The sequence below is a fragment of the Metabacillus idriensis genome, from assembly GCF_009674765.1.
In the GTDB taxonomy this organism is placed as follows: domain Bacteria; phylum Bacillota; class Bacilli; order Bacillales; family Bacillaceae; genus Bacillus_P; species Bacillus_P idriensis.
The window spans coordinates 1,569,579-1,586,659 of sequence record NZ_WKKF01000001.1 but is presented as its reverse complement, the minus strand read 5'-3'; the positions used below and the strand labels follow the sequence as shown (position 1 = coordinate 1,586,659).

The 17,081-nt window shown below is 41.5% G+C and carries 16 protein-coding genes; 10 read left to right on the top strand and 6 right to left on the bottom strand.

Translation table 11 applies throughout. The annotated features are described in order from the left end of the window. Positions 1-476: 476 nt before the first annotated feature. From GJU41_RS07890 to pxpB, 4 genes are read right to left on the bottom strand one after another with little or no spacing between them, the layout of a single operon-like run. Positions 477-1,667 carry an NRAMP family divalent metal transporter gene (locus GJU41_RS07890; RefSeq protein ID WP_154318240.1) on the bottom strand — a complete coding sequence of 397 codons (1,191 nt, stop codon included), beginning with the start codon at positions 1,665-1,667 and terminating at the stop codon, positions 477-479. Positions 1,668-1,688: 21 nt separating this feature from the next. Then, positions 1,689-2,459 (bottom strand): LamB/YcsF family protein, encoded by a 771-nt coding sequence (locus GJU41_RS07885; RefSeq protein WP_070877442.1) that lies wholly within the window; start codon positions 2,457-2,459, stop codon positions 1,689-1,691. A 13-nt stretch (positions 2,460-2,472) separates the two neighbouring features. Continuing rightward, positions 2,473-3,468, bottom strand: coding sequence for a 5-oxoprolinase subunit C family protein (locus GJU41_RS07880; protein ID WP_070877441.1), 996 nt, complete (start codon positions 3,466-3,468; stop codon positions 2,473-2,475). Further along, positions 3,465-4,175 (bottom strand): 5-oxoprolinase subunit PxpB, encoded by a 711-nt coding sequence (gene pxpB, locus GJU41_RS07875; protein ID WP_070877440.1) that lies wholly within the window; start codon positions 4,173-4,175, stop codon positions 3,465-3,467. Before pxpB ends, GJU41_RS07880 begins: the two co-directional genes overlap by 4 nt. A gap of 488 nt (positions 4,176-4,663) precedes the next feature. On the opposite strand from pxpB, the gene GJU41_RS07870 reads away from it, so the two are divergent. Further along, entirely contained in the window at positions 4,664-6,583 is a 1,920-nt protein-coding gene (locus tag GJU41_RS07870; protein WP_154318239.1) for an endonuclease MutS2, read from the top strand. A gap of 13 nt (positions 6,584-6,596) precedes the next feature. Here the strand turns inward: GJU41_RS07870 and GJU41_RS07865 are convergent, their stop codons facing one another. Further along, on the bottom strand, positions 6,597-6,782 hold the full coding sequence (locus GJU41_RS07865; RefSeq protein ID WP_070877438.1) for a hypothetical protein: 186 nt from the start codon (positions 6,780-6,782) through the stop codon (positions 6,597-6,599). Positions 6,783-6,886: 104 nt separating this feature from the next. On the opposite strand from GJU41_RS07865, the gene GJU41_RS07860 reads away from it, so the two are divergent. Then, positions 6,887-7,126, top strand: a complete 240-nt coding sequence (locus GJU41_RS07860) for a hypothetical protein (protein ID WP_154318238.1) — start codon at positions 6,887-6,889, stop codon at positions 7,124-7,126. Between the two features lie 286 nt (positions 7,127-7,412). On the opposite strand, the gene GJU41_RS07855 is transcribed toward GJU41_RS07860, so the two are convergent. Beyond that, entirely contained in the window at positions 7,413-7,979 is a 567-nt protein-coding gene (locus tag GJU41_RS07855; RefSeq protein ID WP_070877436.1) for a DUF6944 family repetitive protein, read from the bottom strand. A gap of 614 nt (positions 7,980-8,593) precedes the next feature. On the opposite strand from GJU41_RS07855, the gene speD reads away from it, so the two are divergent. The 8 genes from speD (at position 8,594) to fdhF (ending at position 17,080) form a co-directional block, all read left to right on the top strand. After that, complete coding sequence (speD, locus tag GJU41_RS07850; protein WP_070877434.1) at positions 8,594-9,412, top strand: adenosylmethionine decarboxylase; 819 nt, start codon at positions 8,594-8,596, stop codon at positions 9,410-9,412. 121 nt (positions 9,413-9,533) lie between these two features. Further along, entirely contained in the window at positions 9,534-10,337 is an 804-nt protein-coding gene (gene fdhD, locus GJU41_RS07845) for a formate dehydrogenase accessory sulfurtransferase FdhD (RefSeq protein WP_070877542.1), read from the top strand. A 68-nt stretch (positions 10,338-10,405) separates the two neighbouring features. Further along, positions 10,406-11,416 (top strand): GTP 3',8-cyclase MoaA, encoded by a 1,011-nt coding sequence (gene moaA, locus GJU41_RS07840; RefSeq protein WP_070877433.1) that lies wholly within the window; start codon positions 10,406-10,408, stop codon positions 11,414-11,416. A gap of 24 nt (positions 11,417-11,440) precedes the next feature. Continuing rightward, entirely contained in the window at positions 11,441-12,730 is a 1,290-nt protein-coding gene (locus tag GJU41_RS07835; RefSeq protein ID WP_154318237.1) for a molybdopterin molybdotransferase MoeA, read from the top strand. Further along, on the top strand, positions 12,700-13,230 hold the full coding sequence (mobB, locus tag GJU41_RS07830; protein ID WP_224771369.1) for a molybdopterin-guanine dinucleotide biosynthesis protein B: 531 nt from the start codon (positions 12,700-12,702) through the stop codon (positions 13,228-13,230). Before GJU41_RS07835 ends, mobB begins: the two co-directional genes overlap by 31 nt. Continuing rightward, complete coding sequence (locus tag GJU41_RS07825) at positions 13,211-13,687, top strand: molybdenum cofactor biosynthesis protein MoaE (RefSeq protein WP_070877431.1); 477 nt, start codon at positions 13,211-13,213, stop codon at positions 13,685-13,687. Before mobB ends, GJU41_RS07825 begins: the two co-directional genes overlap by 20 nt. Next, positions 13,680-13,913, top strand: a complete 234-nt coding sequence (moaD, locus tag GJU41_RS07820; protein ID WP_154318236.1) for a molybdopterin converting factor subunit 1 — start codon at positions 13,680-13,682, stop codon at positions 13,911-13,913. Before GJU41_RS07825 ends, moaD begins: the two co-directional genes overlap by 8 nt. A gap of 218 nt (positions 13,914-14,131) precedes the next feature. Next, positions 14,132-17,080: a formate dehydrogenase subunit alpha gene (gene fdhF, locus GJU41_RS07815; RefSeq protein WP_154318235.1), complete on the top strand. Its 2,949-nt coding sequence runs from the start codon at positions 14,132-14,134 to the stop codon at positions 17,078-17,080. The last annotated feature ends 1 nt before the right edge of the window (position 17,081 follow it).

The following is a 17,081-nucleotide window of genomic DNA, read 5'->3' as shown; positions in this document are numbered from 1 at the left end:
ATTAGCGTTAAAATTTATGATTTACTCGATATTACTGATACGGAATACATCGGAACGCGTCTTCCATGATTCCTTTAATTACAATCCTGCTTCGTTTGTGTAACTACATCACTCCTAAAACTTTACATATTTTGAATTAAAATGGTATCATCCTATTTATTCTAAAGATAGCCTCCAATTAACATTTGAATTAGCATCCTAACTCGCACGATGACAACAGAACTTGTCATGACGTTATTTTGGGTACAGTTTATTATGCTATTTTAAATATATTTCTTCATAAAAGTTGTTGTACAAATGAAAAAAGCATACCAATTACGATGTTAATTGATATGCTAATTATTATGCTATTTACAATGTTTCTCCATTAATACGGAACTACTTACTTTTATAAAAGAGTGCTTTTTTAATGATTAAAAGGAGATTAAGAACAGAATCTTAATCTCCTTTCAAGTTCTTCATTCATTTGATAAAGCTTACTTAAATAATTGCGGCAGACCATTAATTAAAGAATATCCGCCCATAATTGCCATTGCGATGACGATAAAGACTCCAAAGATTGTCATCCACATTGGATGTTTATAATCGCCTACGATTTTAAATTTATGTGCGGCGATCAGCATAACTCCAAGTGCAATCGGCAGGATGAGTCCGTTTAGAGAACCGGCCAAGATCAGAATTTTTACAGGCTGTCCAATCGATACAAACACAGCGGTTGAAACAGCTATAAATCCAACGATGAACCACTTATGATATTTCTCTATCGCAGGGCTGAACGTTCGAATAAAGGAAACGGAAGTGTAGGCAGCTCCAACAACAGAAGTAACGGCAGCAGCCCACATGATAACACCAAACATTTTATATCCGACGTTTCCAGCTGCATGCTTGAAAACAGAAGCAGGAGGATTTGCGGGATCAAGCTGCAGTCCTTGAGAGACAATTCCAAGTGCTGCTAAAAATAAGAAGATTCGCATGATGGAAGCAATACCAATTGCTGAAATAGAGCTCTTTGTCACTTGAGGCAAAGCAGCTTTTCCTTTAATTCCTGCTTCAAGAAGTCTGTGACCTCCAGCAAATGTGATATATCCACCAACTGTACCTCCGACAAGAGTGACGATGGCAAGAAAGTCGATTTTGTCAGGGATGACTGTTTTTACGGCAGCTTCACCAATAGGCGGCTGCGCAGAAAACATGACATAAATGGTTAATGCAATCATGACAAAGCCCATAATTTGAGCGAAACGGTCCATAACTTTCCCAGCTTCGCGCACTAAAAAGATCCCAATAGCAACAATTCCGCTTAAAAGTGCTCCAAGCTGAGGGGAAACCCCAAAGATCACATTAGTTCCGAGACCTGCACCGCCTATATTTCCTATATTAAAAGCAAGACCTCCAAGAACGATTAAAACAGAGAGGAAATACCCCAGGCCAGGAAGAACAGCGTTAGCAATATCTTGTGCAGGTTTTTCAGATACGGCAATTATTCGCCATATGTTTAGTTGTGCACCAATATCGATTAGAATGGACATAAGAATGACAAAGCCGAAGCTTGCAGCTAAAAGCTGTGTAAAATGTGTGGTTTGGGTTAAAAATCCAGGGCCGATGGCTGAAGTTGCCATCAAAAAGGCTGCGCCAAGCAGCAGGCTAAAGTTTGATTGTTTTTTCATGGTGAGACCTCCTGAATTTTGTTAAGCATGAACACTTCCAGCTTTTTCAATGCTTATTCCTGCATGCTGCAGGGCAACTGATATGTATTTAGCAAATTGAAGGGCATGAGCGCCGTCTCCATGTATACAGATGGTATCTGCTTTAATGGACACGTCTTTGCCGAAAAGGGATGTGACCTTCCCATCTTTCACCATTCGTATTACTTGTGCTACAGCCGTTTCTTGATCCTCAATCAAAGCGCGCGGGTCCCGCCTTGAAGTTAACGTGCCATTGTCCTGATAGGTTCTGTCAGAAAAAACCTCATTTGCGGTTTTTAAACCCAATTTCTCTCCAGCTTTAATTAACTCACTGCCGGCTAGTCCGAATAAAATGAAATTGGAATCAACTTTGTAGACAGCTTCCGCAATGGCTTCTGAAATTTGGCTGTTGACTGAGGCCATATTATATAGGGCACCATGCGGTTTTACGTGCTGAACAGAACCTCCTTCAGAGGACGCAAAGCCTGATAAAGCACCGATTTGATAGACAACAAGATCATATACTTCTCTCGGAGTGAGGTCCATATTTCTTCTTCCAAATCCGGTTAAGTCATGAAAACCGGGATGTGCTCCGATTCCAACGCCTTTTTCAATCGCAAGTTTAACTGTTTTTCTCATAGTAGAAGGATCGCCGGCATGAAATCCGCAGGCAATATTGGCAGAAGAAACGAAATTCAATATGTCTTCATCGTTTCCCATTACATATGCACCAAAGCTTTCTCCCATATCACAGTTTAAATCAACCTTATGCATGTCTTTCAGCTCCCTAATTCAATTTCAGCAGCATGCCCTGTTTTAGCAGATGCAATCTTCTTTCTCTGTCTATCAGCAGCTCCTGAGCTTCCTCAAGCGATATTTCCTTGAAGCGGACAACCTCACCTGGTTTAAATTGGGCAAGGTAGGGCAAATCGACAGAGGCGACCTGTGCGATTTTCGGATATCCGCCGGTAGTCTGTCTGTCAGCCAGCAGGATAATCGGGTTGCCGTCCGCAGGAACTTGGATCGTTCCAAAGCTGACAGCTTCGGAAATCATTTCCGTTTTGTCTTCTAATGTAAGCTTCGGGCCTTCCATTCGGTAACCCATTCGGTCTGATTTGGGTGTTATTTTAAACGTTTCAGAGAAAATCATGGATTTGCTTTCCTCTGAAAAATCTTCAAATTGCCTTCCTTTTATAACACGCACGCTTTCGTCTTCTCGCAGGAAAGGAATAAATTCGGGAGATGCAGACCATTCGATTTCTGAATATAGTGCCGAGTCATGAAGAGCTTCATGCAGTTTAATGGACTGTTCAGACATCTTTCCAACAGATAATATATCCCCATTCTCGATGGCTCTTCCTTCATATCCGCCAATTCCTGCTCTTAGGTAGGTTGATTTGCTTCCCATCACTTCAGGGACTTCAATTCCGCCAGCGACTGCAAGATAGGCTCTGCATCCTTTTTTAGCTCCTCCAAACGTGAGCAAGCTTCCTTTTTTCACAAATAATGGCCTCCACATTTTTGCAGGCCTGTCATTCAGAATGGGAGATAAATCTCCGCCGCAAATAGAAATCATGGAATCTGACTGAAATTCAAAGTGTGCTCCGAGCATCGTCATTTCAACGGCTGCCTCGTTCTCTGAATTTCCGACAAGCATATTTGCGATTCGATGGGAGAGGGTATCCATTGCACCGCTTGCGATCACTCCGTACTTTTGAGAACCATATCTGCCAAGATCTTGAATAGATGTCAGAAGGCCTGATTTATTGACTTTTATCGTCATATCATTTTCTCCTTTTCTTCAAGAAATTGATCATATGAGATCGGTTTGAACCTAATAACATCACCGGCTTTTAATAGACTTGGAGATTTCCTTTCAGGCTGAAAAAGCTTTAAAGGAGTCTGTCCTATTAACTGCCACCCGCCAGGTGTCTCAATTGGGTAGATCCCTGTCTGACTTCCTGCAATTCCTACTGAGCCAGCGGGAATTTTTAATCTAGGAGAACTTATCCTCGGAGCTGCAATCTTTTCAGACATTCCTCCAATGTAAGGAAATCCGGGAGCGAAGCCAATCATATACACTAAATATTCACTGTCAGAATGAATGCTTATGACCTCTTCGGGCGATAACTTGTTATGTTCTGCTACAAATTCCAGATCTGGACCAAGCTCTCCGCCGTAGCATACAGGAATCAAAACGGTTCTTCCAGACTCAGATTGTACTTTATCCAGCGTTTTCATTGTTTCTGATATGTATTCTGAAACAATCTGATAGGGATAGGAATCCCGATTCACTCTGCTCGCTTTTATGGGATCATAAATAAGCGTCACCGTTGTAAATGCAGGAATGCATTCGATCAGCCAGTCTGGTGAATGCTGGTCAAAATAGGAGAAGACATGCTGAACGTTTTCATGAGTATTATTTTCAATCATCTTTCCAAGTTCAATAATAATAGCGGCATCACCTAAGGGACTTAGGGTAAATTCCATTTCAGCACCTCCTAAAATTGATGTATAAATATGAATAATCAATTCATATTAGATGTAGTTCATCTTATAATAAGAAAGCTCAGAATTCAAATGACGGTTTATAAAATTTGGGTTTGACAAGAAAAGGAAAGTGAAGTAAATTTGAAGTAAGCTTTTATATTCTCTATACAATCATCCTTAAAAAAGGGGTTTTGTTATATGTTAGGTGTCGTTCTTAACTAATCCGTAATTTCATACGGTCATCACTGTGCCTGGCGTGCAAAAAACTGATTTTGCAATGCTTATTTAACTATGCGCAGATCGATGAGTTAAGAACAAATCATAGCATATGAGAGGTGCCTGCTCAGCTGTGTTTTTATGCACAGTTTTTTATTTGTCCAAAAAAGGATGAGAGCAGTATGGAGAAAAAGCGCTCTATAGACCATTTCAGCCGCAATGAACGTTTGTTCATTGCGGCTTTTTTTCGTTACTAAAGGAGGAATATTTACATGAACAACCATACATTGAACGTTTTAGATTACCTTACTATAAAAGAAACAATCAGCACTTATGCAATGACAGATTCAGGAAAGCAGCGCGTATTAGCCATTATGCCACTGTCAAATGTAAAACAAATTCAGGCACTTTTGTCAGAAACAGACGAAGCTGCAGCCATTTTGGAAAAAAGTTCAAGTGTCCCTATTTCAGGTCTTGAGGGCATTGAAATCATTGTAAAGCAGTTTAATAAAGGTGTTGCCTTAAGACCGCATCACTTTTCACAGCTTCTGTCATTTATAGAAGACGGCTTGAAAATGAAACGGTTCATGAGAGATAAAGAAATGCTGGCACCCCGTGTGTCCTCTTATGTAAATGGAATTGAAGAGCTTCCTGAGATCGCTGAAGAAATCACCAGATGCATTCGAAACGGCAGAGTTGACGACATGGCGGGAAAAGAGCTGTCAAAAGTAAGAAAACAGCTGGCCATTGCAAATGACCGTTTGAAAGAAAAACTGAATTCCATTGTCAAGTCTCCGAAATATAAGAGCTACTTGCAGGACTCAATTGTAAGTGAACGCGGCGGCCGCTTATGTGTATCTCTTAAAAGAGAATATAAAGGGAAAATTAGAGGAACGATCCTGGATGCATCAGCATCAGGTTCAACACTTTATGTTGAACCTGAAGATGCAGCTTCCGTTCAGGATCAGATCAATCTATTATTGTCACAGGAAGAACTGGAGGCGGAAAAGATTTTAAGTTATTTAACTGGCTTGGCAGAGTCTCATGAAAAACAGCTTCTTCAATCAATAGAAGTGATGGTGCATTATGATGTATTATTTGCAAAAGCAAAATACAGCCGTGTCATTGACGGCAGGGCACCAGCTGTTCATGATCAAAAAATGATCAGCCTGAAAAATGCCAGGCATCCGCTTTTAGGAAGCAAAGCCGTTCCTCTGACCATTGAAATAGGGAAGGATTTTCAGGCCCTCGTCATAACCGGGCCGAATACAGGCGGTAAAACAGTAGTTTTAAAAACGGTAGGTCTTCTTGTTCTGATGGCACAATCCGGGTTTCATATCCCTGCTGATAAGGAAAGCTCAATTGGCATTTACCAGCAGATTCTGCTTGATATCGGTGATGGGCAAAGCATTGAACAAAACTTGAGCACGTTCAGTTCACACATGACGAATATTATTTCAATTTTAAAGAAAACAAATGAATATAGCCTTGTGTTGCTTGATGAGTTAGGATCAGGAACAGATCCGGGAGAAGGTATGGGGCTTGCAAGTGTTATTCTTCAAAAAATTCATCAAAAAGGTGCTACCTTGCTTGCCACGACACATTACAGTGAAATAAAGGACTTCGCTGAAAAAGAAGAAGGGTTCATAAATGGATCGATGGATTTTGATATAGAGACCCTTCAGCCAACCTATAAACTTAAGATAGGCGTAGGCGGGGAGAGTCAGGCGTTTTCCATTGCCCTCCGTTTAGGCATGCACCCGGAATTAATTGAGAAAGCACATGCCATCACGTATAAAGAAACAAAAAAGTACGGAAAAGAGCAATATGATCTATATGAAAAAAAAGAACTGGATAAACAAATTTCTGTCAATCGTTACAAAAAGAAGCAAACAAAAGCAAAAGAGGCAGAGGTGCAGACTTTTATAAAAGGAGACAATGTGCTTTTAAAAGCAACAAACGAGCACGGAATTGTATACAGCGGTCCAGATAAGGGCGGAAACTACACGGTCTTTGTTAAAGGGACAAAACAATCTATCAATCATAAACGAATTCAGCTTCATATTTCAGCTGAAGAGCTTTATCCGGAAGATTACGACTTTGATATCATTTTTGAATCAGCAGAAAATCGAAAAAAAGCCGCACAAATGCAAAAGAGGCACTCTAATTTGACCATTGAACGAGATCAATAAAAAGAGAGGGACATCATTGTCCCTCTTCCTCCATTTCCTGATTATCTTCATCTATGATATCACCGTCTGTTTCTTCTTCCACTTCTTCTTCAACATCATCGTTCATTTCATCCTGTTCGCCATCACCGCATGCGGTCAGGCCGCCAAGCATGATAGCAAGTGTCATTCCGCCAGTTAAGCATTTCTTTTTCCAGGTCATCAAATCGCTCCTCCTAATAAAAGAATTTATAGTCATTAAATACCCGGACTGCCATTGTTTAAACAAAGAATGGCAGGAATGTAATAAGAAGGGAGAATAAAAGAATGAAAAATATCGATAAGAGAAACAGGTTAAATGATATGATTTTCAGCTATCAAATAACTAAGGATCAAGCAGTTCTAATTTATTGGTCTGGAAAACAAATAAAAGTTTTGAAAGGGAAGGCTGCAGCTAAATTCCTTGCAAATGCAGAGAAAGCAGAAACTGAAAAAGATATTCAGCTGCTTCTAGCTAAAGCTACCGGAAATTTTAAGAGAGGAAACGAAAAGGGTTCTGCCCGATAAGTCCCTAAAATAAAGCAGGCAGGAAAAGCAAATGTTATTTCCTGCCTGCTTTTTTCTGTAGGCTCTTTTCGTAAACTTTGTTGTTTTAGACTGTATGTTGAAAATCTTAAGTGGATCTACGCTGCAGGAACTTGACTCCTGCGGAGAATAGAGGCTCCCAGCCGGACCGCCGAAAGCAAGTTCCTGCAGCGGAAAGAAACGAGCAGCATGTATAATCCAAAACAACAAACTATGCGAAAACAGACTTTCTGGACAGCGTCTTTTTATCTATTTTTGTGTCATAGCATCATGATTCTTCTGACGTTATTGCGTCAGCTGCAAGCAGTGCGCCAACAGCCTGAAGATATCCGGCAAACCAACTAAGCGCTCTTCCTTTTTCAGGTAGCTCCTTTAAAAAATAAATGCCGCTGACACCATCTACAGCAGCACCGCCCGCAATTAAAAGATATCCAGCAGTAAGCTGTTCATAATAGGTGAGATTCTTCTGGGCAGCAGCTCCGAGTGCTTCTGCGGCCGCTCCGAGTGTCTGAACCGCATTGCCTATGACATCAACATAATGGCCATCTCTCTTTTGATCATTAAGAAGGAAGGCTCTGGATGCGGCGTTTGCTGAATTTCCTGCTGCCTGAAGCAAGCTGCCAAATACGCTTACTTTCTTTTCCGGCTGGTCTGCTCTCCCGATTGACTGAAGGATATTTCCTGCCGCTTCAATGCTGTTGCCCGGGCCGGTCAATTTATAAGAAAGTTTTTCTTTGCCAATTAGATTCATGCTTTCTCCAGATGCATTGATGAGTGTGCCTGCCACAATAAGCCATGCGCCGATGACATCTAATTCTTTTTCAGTTGCTTTCATACAGGACACCCCGCAGCCATATATGGAGTTTAATGATTACAGCATATGGAATATTTGAAGATTGTTGATTTGGGCAGGAATGTAGTGCGGTTTTATTGGCCGCATGTAAACAGTGTTTTTAATTTCATTACTTTATACATAAGTGCTGCATTTCTGCCTTTTTGCGTTTGATTATTAATTTTTGGACGAAGACATTCAATAAAAGCATAATCGCACTCACAAGATGAAATCCCGCGGTCTAAACAGAGGTCATGCCTTCGACAGCAGGCATCCACATCATTTATGGGAAGACCTGGCCCGCTGCACCCTGGCCCGCACCATCTGTATTCAGGGAAAATACATCGGGCCCTTCTTTTCCTATTCTTTCTTCCTGACATATAGAGATCTCCTTTTTTTATTCATATACTCTATTTATATGAATGTACAAGGATAAAGGGATTGGCGAAATCCCATGCCATATTAAAAATCTATCCTGTTTAAACAAGAAATGTTTTTCTAAAATCAGTACGTACTGTTTCTTCCTTTCTAAAGTGGGTAATATAGTAACAATAAGACCAATTAAAATCACAGCAGCTTAAGAGAGATTTTTTCTAAACCGAAGGGAGAACAAAACCTTGAAATTCACTTCTGAACAAAGGATTCAACTGCATGAATTTAATAATCTTACGAAATCGCTCAGCTTCAATATGTACGATGTTTGCTACACAAAGACAAAAGAAGAGCGTGAAGCTTATATACAGTATATTGATGAGCAGTACAATGCCGAGCGTTTAACCAAAATTTTAAAAAATGTCACGGATATTATCGGTGCACACGTGCTGAATGTTGCTCAGCAAAACTATGTTCCACAGGGAGCAAGCGTGACCATTCTCGTATCAGAGGGCCCAGTTGTTGAAGTACCTAATGAATCATACGAAGAATCACCAGGTCCGCTTCCTGACTCAGTTGTGATGCAGCTTGATAAAAGCCATATTACCGTCCATACATATCCCGAATACCATCCTAATGAAGGAATCAGCACCTTCAGAGCAGATATTGATGTGTCAACCTGCGGGGAAATTTCACCCCTGAAAGCACTCAATTACTTAATCCATTCTTTTGATACAGATATTATGACTATGGATTACCGCGTAAGAGGGTTCACAAGGGATATAAACGGCGAAAAACTCTTTATTGACCATGACATCAATTCTATTCAAAATTACATACCGGATAATGTGAAGGACGCATATGACATGATTGATGTGAATGTGTACCCTCAGAATATCTTCCATACAAAATGCAAGCTGAAGGAATTTGATTTGAATAATTATTTATTTGGCTATACAAAAGACAAGCTCAGTAAAAATGAGAGAAATGAAATTACAGACCGGTTAAAAATTGAAATGGATGAAATTTTTTACGGAAAGAATATGAAGCCATTTTCAGGATGAAGCAAAGAGGGCTTTCTCACTATATGTGGGAAGGCCCTTAGCTTTGATGCTTTCAAAAAAACGGAAGTTGGATTATCATAATGTAAATATGGGAGAAAAAAGGGGTAAAGGAGCAGCCATTTTGAAACTAGTCGAGATAAAACGGAAGATTCTCCGTATTTCTAACGGCAACGCTACCAAGGAAGAGGATTCAATCGTAACAGAATATCCGGTAACGATTAAGGTTAATGGTGAAGAATTCGTTACTATGGTCTGCTCGCCTGAATTTATTGAGGACATGGTAATCGGGTATCTTGCCTCAGAAGGATTCATTCAAAGCTGCAGGGATATAAAAGAGCTCTGGATGCAGAAAAAGGAAGGATTTGTTCATGTCAAAACAGTGAGAGACAATCCTTACTTTCAGCATTTTCAACATAAACGCTATGTCACTTCCTGCTGCGGGATGAGCCGGCAAGGCTTTGTTTTTGCCAGTGATGCAAGGACAGCGAAAAAAATGCACGGCATTCAAGTGCAAATAACCCCTGAAACTTGTTTTTTCCTTATGAAAGAGATGCAAAGTCAGGCCGAAGTTTTTCATCAAACAGGAGGCGTGCATAATGCGGCTCTATGTGATAAAAATGGCGTGATGTTAAGCAGAATGGATATCGGGAGACATAATGCCCTGGATAAGATATATGGACACTGTTTAAAAAACAATATTTCCGTTCGTGATAAAATCCTTGTATTCAGCGGGAGAATCTCTTCAGAAATTCTAATGAAAACAGCTAAAATTGGATGTGAAATCGTTTTATCTAAATCAGCTCCAACTGAATTAGCATTGAATCTGGCTGAAGAACTTGGAATTACGGTCGTTGGTTTTATAAGAGATTCTTCTTTGAATGTCTATACACATCCGCAAAGAATCATTCTCGCGCAAGATATCTGATTGTTTCATTTAGTTCGCATATTCTGAAGCTTGCATGTAAAATACATAACAGAAGAGAGGCGAGGAATATGAAAAATTCTGTACTGGATTCATTGAACCGGCCGCTCAGGGATTTAAGAATTTCCGTCACAGACCGGTGTAATTTCCGCTGCCGCTACTGTATGCCGGAAGAAATATTCGGACCGGATTATTCATTCTTGTCATCTGAGAAAATCTTGTCTTTTGAGGAGATTGAGAGATTAGCAGTCATTTTTTCATCCTTGGGTGTTAAAAAACTCCGCCTTACAGGAGGAGAGCCTCTGCTCAGAAGAGAGCTTCCTGTGTTAATAAGGATGCTTAAAACAGTAGATGGAATTGAAGACATCGGGTTAACGACCAATGGATCGCTTTTAAAAGCGTTTGCTGCTGAACTGTTCGAGGCAGGTTTGAGACGAGTCACGGTAAGTCTGGATTCTTTAAATGAAGAGCGCTTTGCCGAAATGAATGGCCGCCGCAGCAAGGTAAAAACGATTCTTGACGGGATTGAAGCAGCATCTGCAGCGGGCTTACAGGTTAAGATTAATATGGTCGTTCAAAAAGGGATCAACGACGAGGACGTACTTCCAATGGCCGAGTACTTCAAAGCGAAAGGACATACACTCAGATTCATTGAATATATGGATGTGGGGAACTCAAATGGATGGAAGCTTGACCATGTTGTTTCAAAAAGGGAAATTTTGAATTTGATAGAAGAGCGGTTTCCTCTGATTAAGATACCTCCAAACTATCCAGGGGAAGTCGCTGAAAGATATGAGTATCAAGATCAATCTGCAGAGATCGGAATCATCTCATCTGTGACCGATTCTTTTTGTTTAACTTGTTCACGTGCCCGGATATCGGCTGAAGGCAAGCTTTATACCTGTCTTTTTGCCTCAAAAGGATCAGATCTCAGAGAACTGGTCCGTTCAGAAAAAAGCAATATGGAGCTGACAGCTATCATTCAGGATATATGGAACAAACGAAGCGACCGTTACTCTGAAGAAAGGACAGGAGAGACTGGCCGGCAGAATAAAGTGGAGATGTCTCATATCGGAGGATAATTGACAGAGAGGAGAGAAAACAGATTGGCAGAAAAAAGAACACCCATTAAAGTTTCTGACGCTGTTCAAAAAGTCATGGCCTATGCCAGTAGAGGACAAGCGGAGCAAGTGCCTCTTGAAAACTCATACGGACGTTTTTTAGCTGAAGATTTAATCGCAGATCATGATGTTCCGTCTTTTGACCGGTCCCCATATGATGGATTTGCTGTTCGTGCTGCAGATACTGCTGAGATTACCAGAGCTAATCCAGGAGTGTTTGAAGTGATCGGGGAGATTGGCGCAGGTTCTGTCTTTCAAGGAAGAGTTGGCCAAAATCAAGCAGTAAGGATTATGACCGGCGCCCAAATACCAGCAGGAGCTGATGCGGTTGTCATGCTTGAATTGACGAAAGAGCTTGATGCTGCAGAAGGAAAAAGATTCGAATTAAAGCGCACCTTAAAAAGCGGGGAAAACATCTCGTTTCAGGGAGAGGATACACAAAAAGGCACTATATTGGCTGCTAAAGGAAGCTTTATTACACCAGGTATTGCCGCGCTGCTTGCAACGTTCGGATATGATGAGGTTCCATGTGCGAAAAAGCCGGTAATCGGAGTGCTCGCAACTGGAAGTGAACTGCTTGAAGTAAATGAACCGCTTCAGCCCGGAAAAATCCGCAACAGCAACTCCTATATGATTCTCGCTCAAATCGAACGGGCAGGAGGGGAAGCAAAATATTTCGGAAAATTCAGTGATGATCTTGAACAATGCGTCATTGCAGTTAAAGATGCGCTAAATCAAGTTGATTTATTGATTACTACAGGCGGCGTGTCGGTGGGTGATTATGATTATTTGCCGGCCATTTATGAAAAGCTCGGAGCAGACGTTCTCTTTAATAAAATTGCGATGAGGCCGGGAAGCGTCACAACAGTTGCTGCTCTGGGTCAAAAATTGCTTGTCGGGCTTTCGGGGAATCCATCCGCTTGTTTTGTGGGATTTGAATTGTTTGTCAGGCCGGTCATCAGGCATCACAATTTTCACCGTTCACCGCATGTAAGAAAAGAAAAAGCCTATTTGGGCAAGGATTTTCCTAAGGCTAATCCTTATACAAGGTTTGTCAGGGCAGGGCTTCATTATGATGATGGAAGACTGACCGTTCATCCTTCAGGCTTTGATAAATCAAGTGCCGTTTCCTCTTTAGCTGAAGCAAATGCCCTTATTGTTCTGCCGGGCGGGACGAGAGGCTATCAAGATGGCATGATGACAGATGTCCTATTATTGGATGATCAAAAGGGAAGTGAGTGGCCGTGGGAAAACATTGTGCCGTCATACAAATAACCGGGCATCAAAATTCTGGAAAAACGACTTTGATGGAAAAACTCATAAAAAAAGCTGCAGAAAATAGCCTTCATACAGGTACAATTAAACATCACGGCCATGGAGGCATCCCAGATCCGAGGCTTCCAGCTAAAGACAGTGATCGCCATTCAATAGCAGGAGCTGTGCTGGCAGGGGTTGAAGGGGATGGTCTCCTGCAGCTGTATATGGCCAATCAAAAATGGCCGCTTGCAAAGCTCGTGGAAATCTATCAATCTATGTCAATTGATACAATTTTCATAGAGGGATATAAAAAAGAACTATTTCCAAAAGTCGTTTTAATCAAAAACGAAAATGATCTTTCTCTCTTGAAATTAAGCAGCATCATCTGCGTCATTACTTGGATTAATATTCATCACTTAGATCTACAAGTTCCAATCTTTCATATTGAAGATGAAAAAAACTACATACATTACATCATGGAAATGGTGAGGGATCAGCATGAGTCAGGAATATTTTGAGATTACAAAGAATCCAATTTCAGCTGATGAAGTCACGGATAAAGTGGCAAGAAGAGAAGCTGGAGCCATTACGGCCTTTATCGGCACAGTAAGAGAATTTACAAAAGGCAAAAGAACGCTTCATTTAGAATATCAGGCTTATGAACCGATGGCTGTTAAAATGCTTGAACAAATTGGCGCTGAAATAAAAGAGCGATGGCCGGATGCAATAACAGCCATTACCCACCGCATAGGAAAGCTCGAGATTTCAGATATAGCTGTTGTGATTGCTGTATCCTCCCCGCACAGGAAAACAGCTTATGAAGCAAATGAATATGCGATTGAACGGATCAAACAGATTGTTCCCATTTGGAAAAAAGAACATTGGGAGGATGGAACAATGTGGATCGGCGATCAGCTTGAACAAACACCATACCCTGAGGGGAAACCCAGGAAAGAGGGCGGAACAAATGATTAAAATCTTATTTTTTGCTCATTTGCAGGATGAGGCCGGTACCGCTGCAATGAAAATTGACAAAAGCGGCCTTACGGTGGGCGAATTAAAATTGTGGGTACAGGAAAACTACGGTCTTCAAGGTTTAAATAGCGTTATGACAGCAGTCAATGAATCCTTTGCAAATGATAGTGATTTAATTAAAGACGGAGACACTGTAGCCTTTATTCCTCCGGTAAGCGGAGGCTAGGATAAGGAAAGTTCCAGTTAACTGGGACTTTTTTTGTTTAATTCATGACTTTCAATTTCCTGAGGTTTAAGGATTGTTGAAAAGACAGAATCTTGCTACAATTTAGGAAGCGCTTACATTTATTGCTGCTTGTTTTGATCATGGTGAAGAAGGGTAAATGAAATGCTGTACTGAAAATTGATTGAACATTTTAACTATTCGTGAAAGGGGAGGTCTTTTTGTCAGACAGTTTTAACGTAAAAATTAACGGAGCTGAAGTAAAAGCAGAAGAAAATCAGACAGCCCTTCAACTTCTTGCCGCCCAAAAGCTTGAAGTTCCAAACGTTTGTTATCATCCAAGCCTTGGAGCAATTGAAACGTGCGATACATGCATAATAAAAGTAAATGGGGAATTTGTGAGGGCCTGCAAGGCAGAGATCAGGAACGGAGATGTTATTGATTCTGGGTCACCTGAAGTAAAAGAGGCCCAGCTCATCGGCATGGACCGGATTTTGCACAATCATGAGCTATATTGTACGGTCTGTGACTACAATAATGGCGGCTGTGACATACACAATACAGTGAAAGAAATGAAAATCAATCATCAAAGCATTCCGTTTGCTCCAAAGCCCTATGAAATAGACCAATCCAATCCTTTTTACCGTTATGATCCCGATCAGTGCATTCTTTGCGGCAGATGTGTAGAAGCATGCCAGAATGTTCAGGTAACAGAGACTCTTTCTATCGACTGGGAACGGGACCGCCCACGTGTAATTTGGGACAACGATGTGGCGATCAATGAATCTTCCTGTGTATCCTGCGGTCATTGTTCAACAGTGTGTCCCTGCAACGCGATGATGGAAAAAGGGATGGAGGGGGAAGCGGGTTATTTAACAGGCATTGCTAAACAAACGCTGCGTCCGATGATTGAAATTACCAAAAATGTTGAGACAGGCTACGGCTCAATCCTTGCTATATCTGACATGGAATCAGCTATGAGGGACGAGAGAATCAAGAAAACAAAAACTGTCTGTACATATTGCGGTGTCGGGTGCAGCTTTGATATTTGGACTAAGGGGAGAGAAATCTTAAAAGTTGAACCACAGGCTGAAGCTCCTGCAAACGGAATTTCAACCTGCATAAAAGGCAAATTCGGATGGGATTATGTCAATAGTGAAGAACGCCTGACGAAGCCGCTGATCAGGGAAGGCGATGCTTTCCGTGAAGCGGAATGGGATGAGGCGCTATCCCTTATTGAAACAAAGTTTTCTCAAATTAAAAATGAACATGGTCCGGACGCACTGACTTTTATCAGCTCCTCAAAATGCACAAATGAAGAATCTTATTTAATGCAGAAGCTTGCAAGATCAGTAATCGGAACGAATAACATTGATAATTGTTCAAGATACTGTCAGACACCTGCAACAATGGGATTATTCCGGACAGTCGGCTACGGAGGCGATTCCGGCACGATAAAGGATATTGAGATGTCGGAGCTTGTCTTGATAATCGGTTCAAACACGTCAGAATCGCATCCGGTTTTATCTACTAGAGTGAAGAGGGCTCATAAACTTCATGAACAAAAGCTGATTGTCGCTGACCTAAGAAAACATGAAATGGCCGAGCGCTCTGACTTATTCATTCAGCCTGAATCAGGAACAGACATTGTATGGCTATCTGCCGTAACCAACTATATCATCGGCCAGGGCTGGGCAGATATGGAATTTTTAAAGAACAGAGTAAATGGATTTGAAGAGTATAAGGCCAATTTAGAGAAATTCACACTGGAATATGCCGAAAAAACGACAGGCATATCAAAAGCAGAGCTTATCAAAATAGCTAAGATGATTCATGAAGCCAAAAGCACAGTTGTACTCTGGGCAATGGGTGTCACCCAGCATTCAGGCGGCAGCGACACTAGTACAGCCATTTCAAACCTGCTGCTGATTACAGGGAATTATGGGCGTCCAGGTACAGGCTCCTATCCTTTAAGAGGCCATAACAATGTGCAGGGAGCAAGTGATTTCGGAAGCATGCCGGACAGGCTGCCTTCCTATGAAAAAATCACCGATCCTGCAGTACGCGCCAAATATGAGAAAGGCTGGGGGGTTAAACTTCCTGAACACCCTGGTTTAAACAACCACGAAATGGTAGCGGGGATTCACGCTGGAAACGTAAAAGCGATGTATTTAAAAGGAGAAGAAATGGGAATCGTCGACTCCAATATCAACTACGTCCATGCCGCTTATGAGAAATTAGACTTCTTCGTCGTTCAGGACCTCTTTTTATCCAAGACAGCAGAATATGCAGATGTTGTGCTTCCGGCAAGTCCAAGTCTTGAAAAAGAAGGAACATTTACAAATACAGAACGCAGAATTCAGCGTTTATATCAGGTTCTTGAACCTATGGGTGACTCAATGCCGGATTGGAAGATCATTATGGAGATTGCAAATAAGCTGGGAGCTGGATGGGACTATAAACACCCAAGCGACATCATGGCAGAAGCAGCGATGCTTGCACCTCTTTTTGCAGGAGTAAACTATGAGCGGCTGGAAGGCTACAAGAGTCTACTTTGGCCAGTAGCAGCTGATGGAACAGATACACCCGTTCTTTTCCTGGATGAATTTCCTTTTCCAGACGGCAAGGCGCGCCTCTTTCCAGTCGATTGGACGAAACCGCTCCAATTTGAGGCGGAATATGATATTCACGTGAATAACGGGAGGCTCCTCGAACATTTTCATGAAGGCAATATGACCTATAAATCAAAGGGCATTTCCTCAAAAACACCAAATGCATTCCTTGAGGTATCACCTGAGCTTGCCGCGGAACGGGGGATAAAAGACGGTTCTCTGGTCAGGCTGGTATCCCCTTATGGAAAAGTAAAGGTGCAGTGTCTGATTACCGAACGCGTGAAAGGGAAAGAAGTGTACCTGCCTATGAATGATTCTGGAGAAGCAGCGATAAATCTGATTACAAGCAGCTACGCTGATAAAGACACAGATACACCTGCTTATAAAGAAGTAAAGGCAAGACTTGAGGTGCTGGAAATCGAGGGTGTCAATCCGTTGCCAAAAACAAATTTCCGGTATGGAAACCCAAATCCTCAAAGAGGTGTAGAAGTTGAAAGAAAATGGAAGCGCAAAGACTATGTATTCCCAGGCGACCTCGTTAAGAAGGGGGGGAAATAAG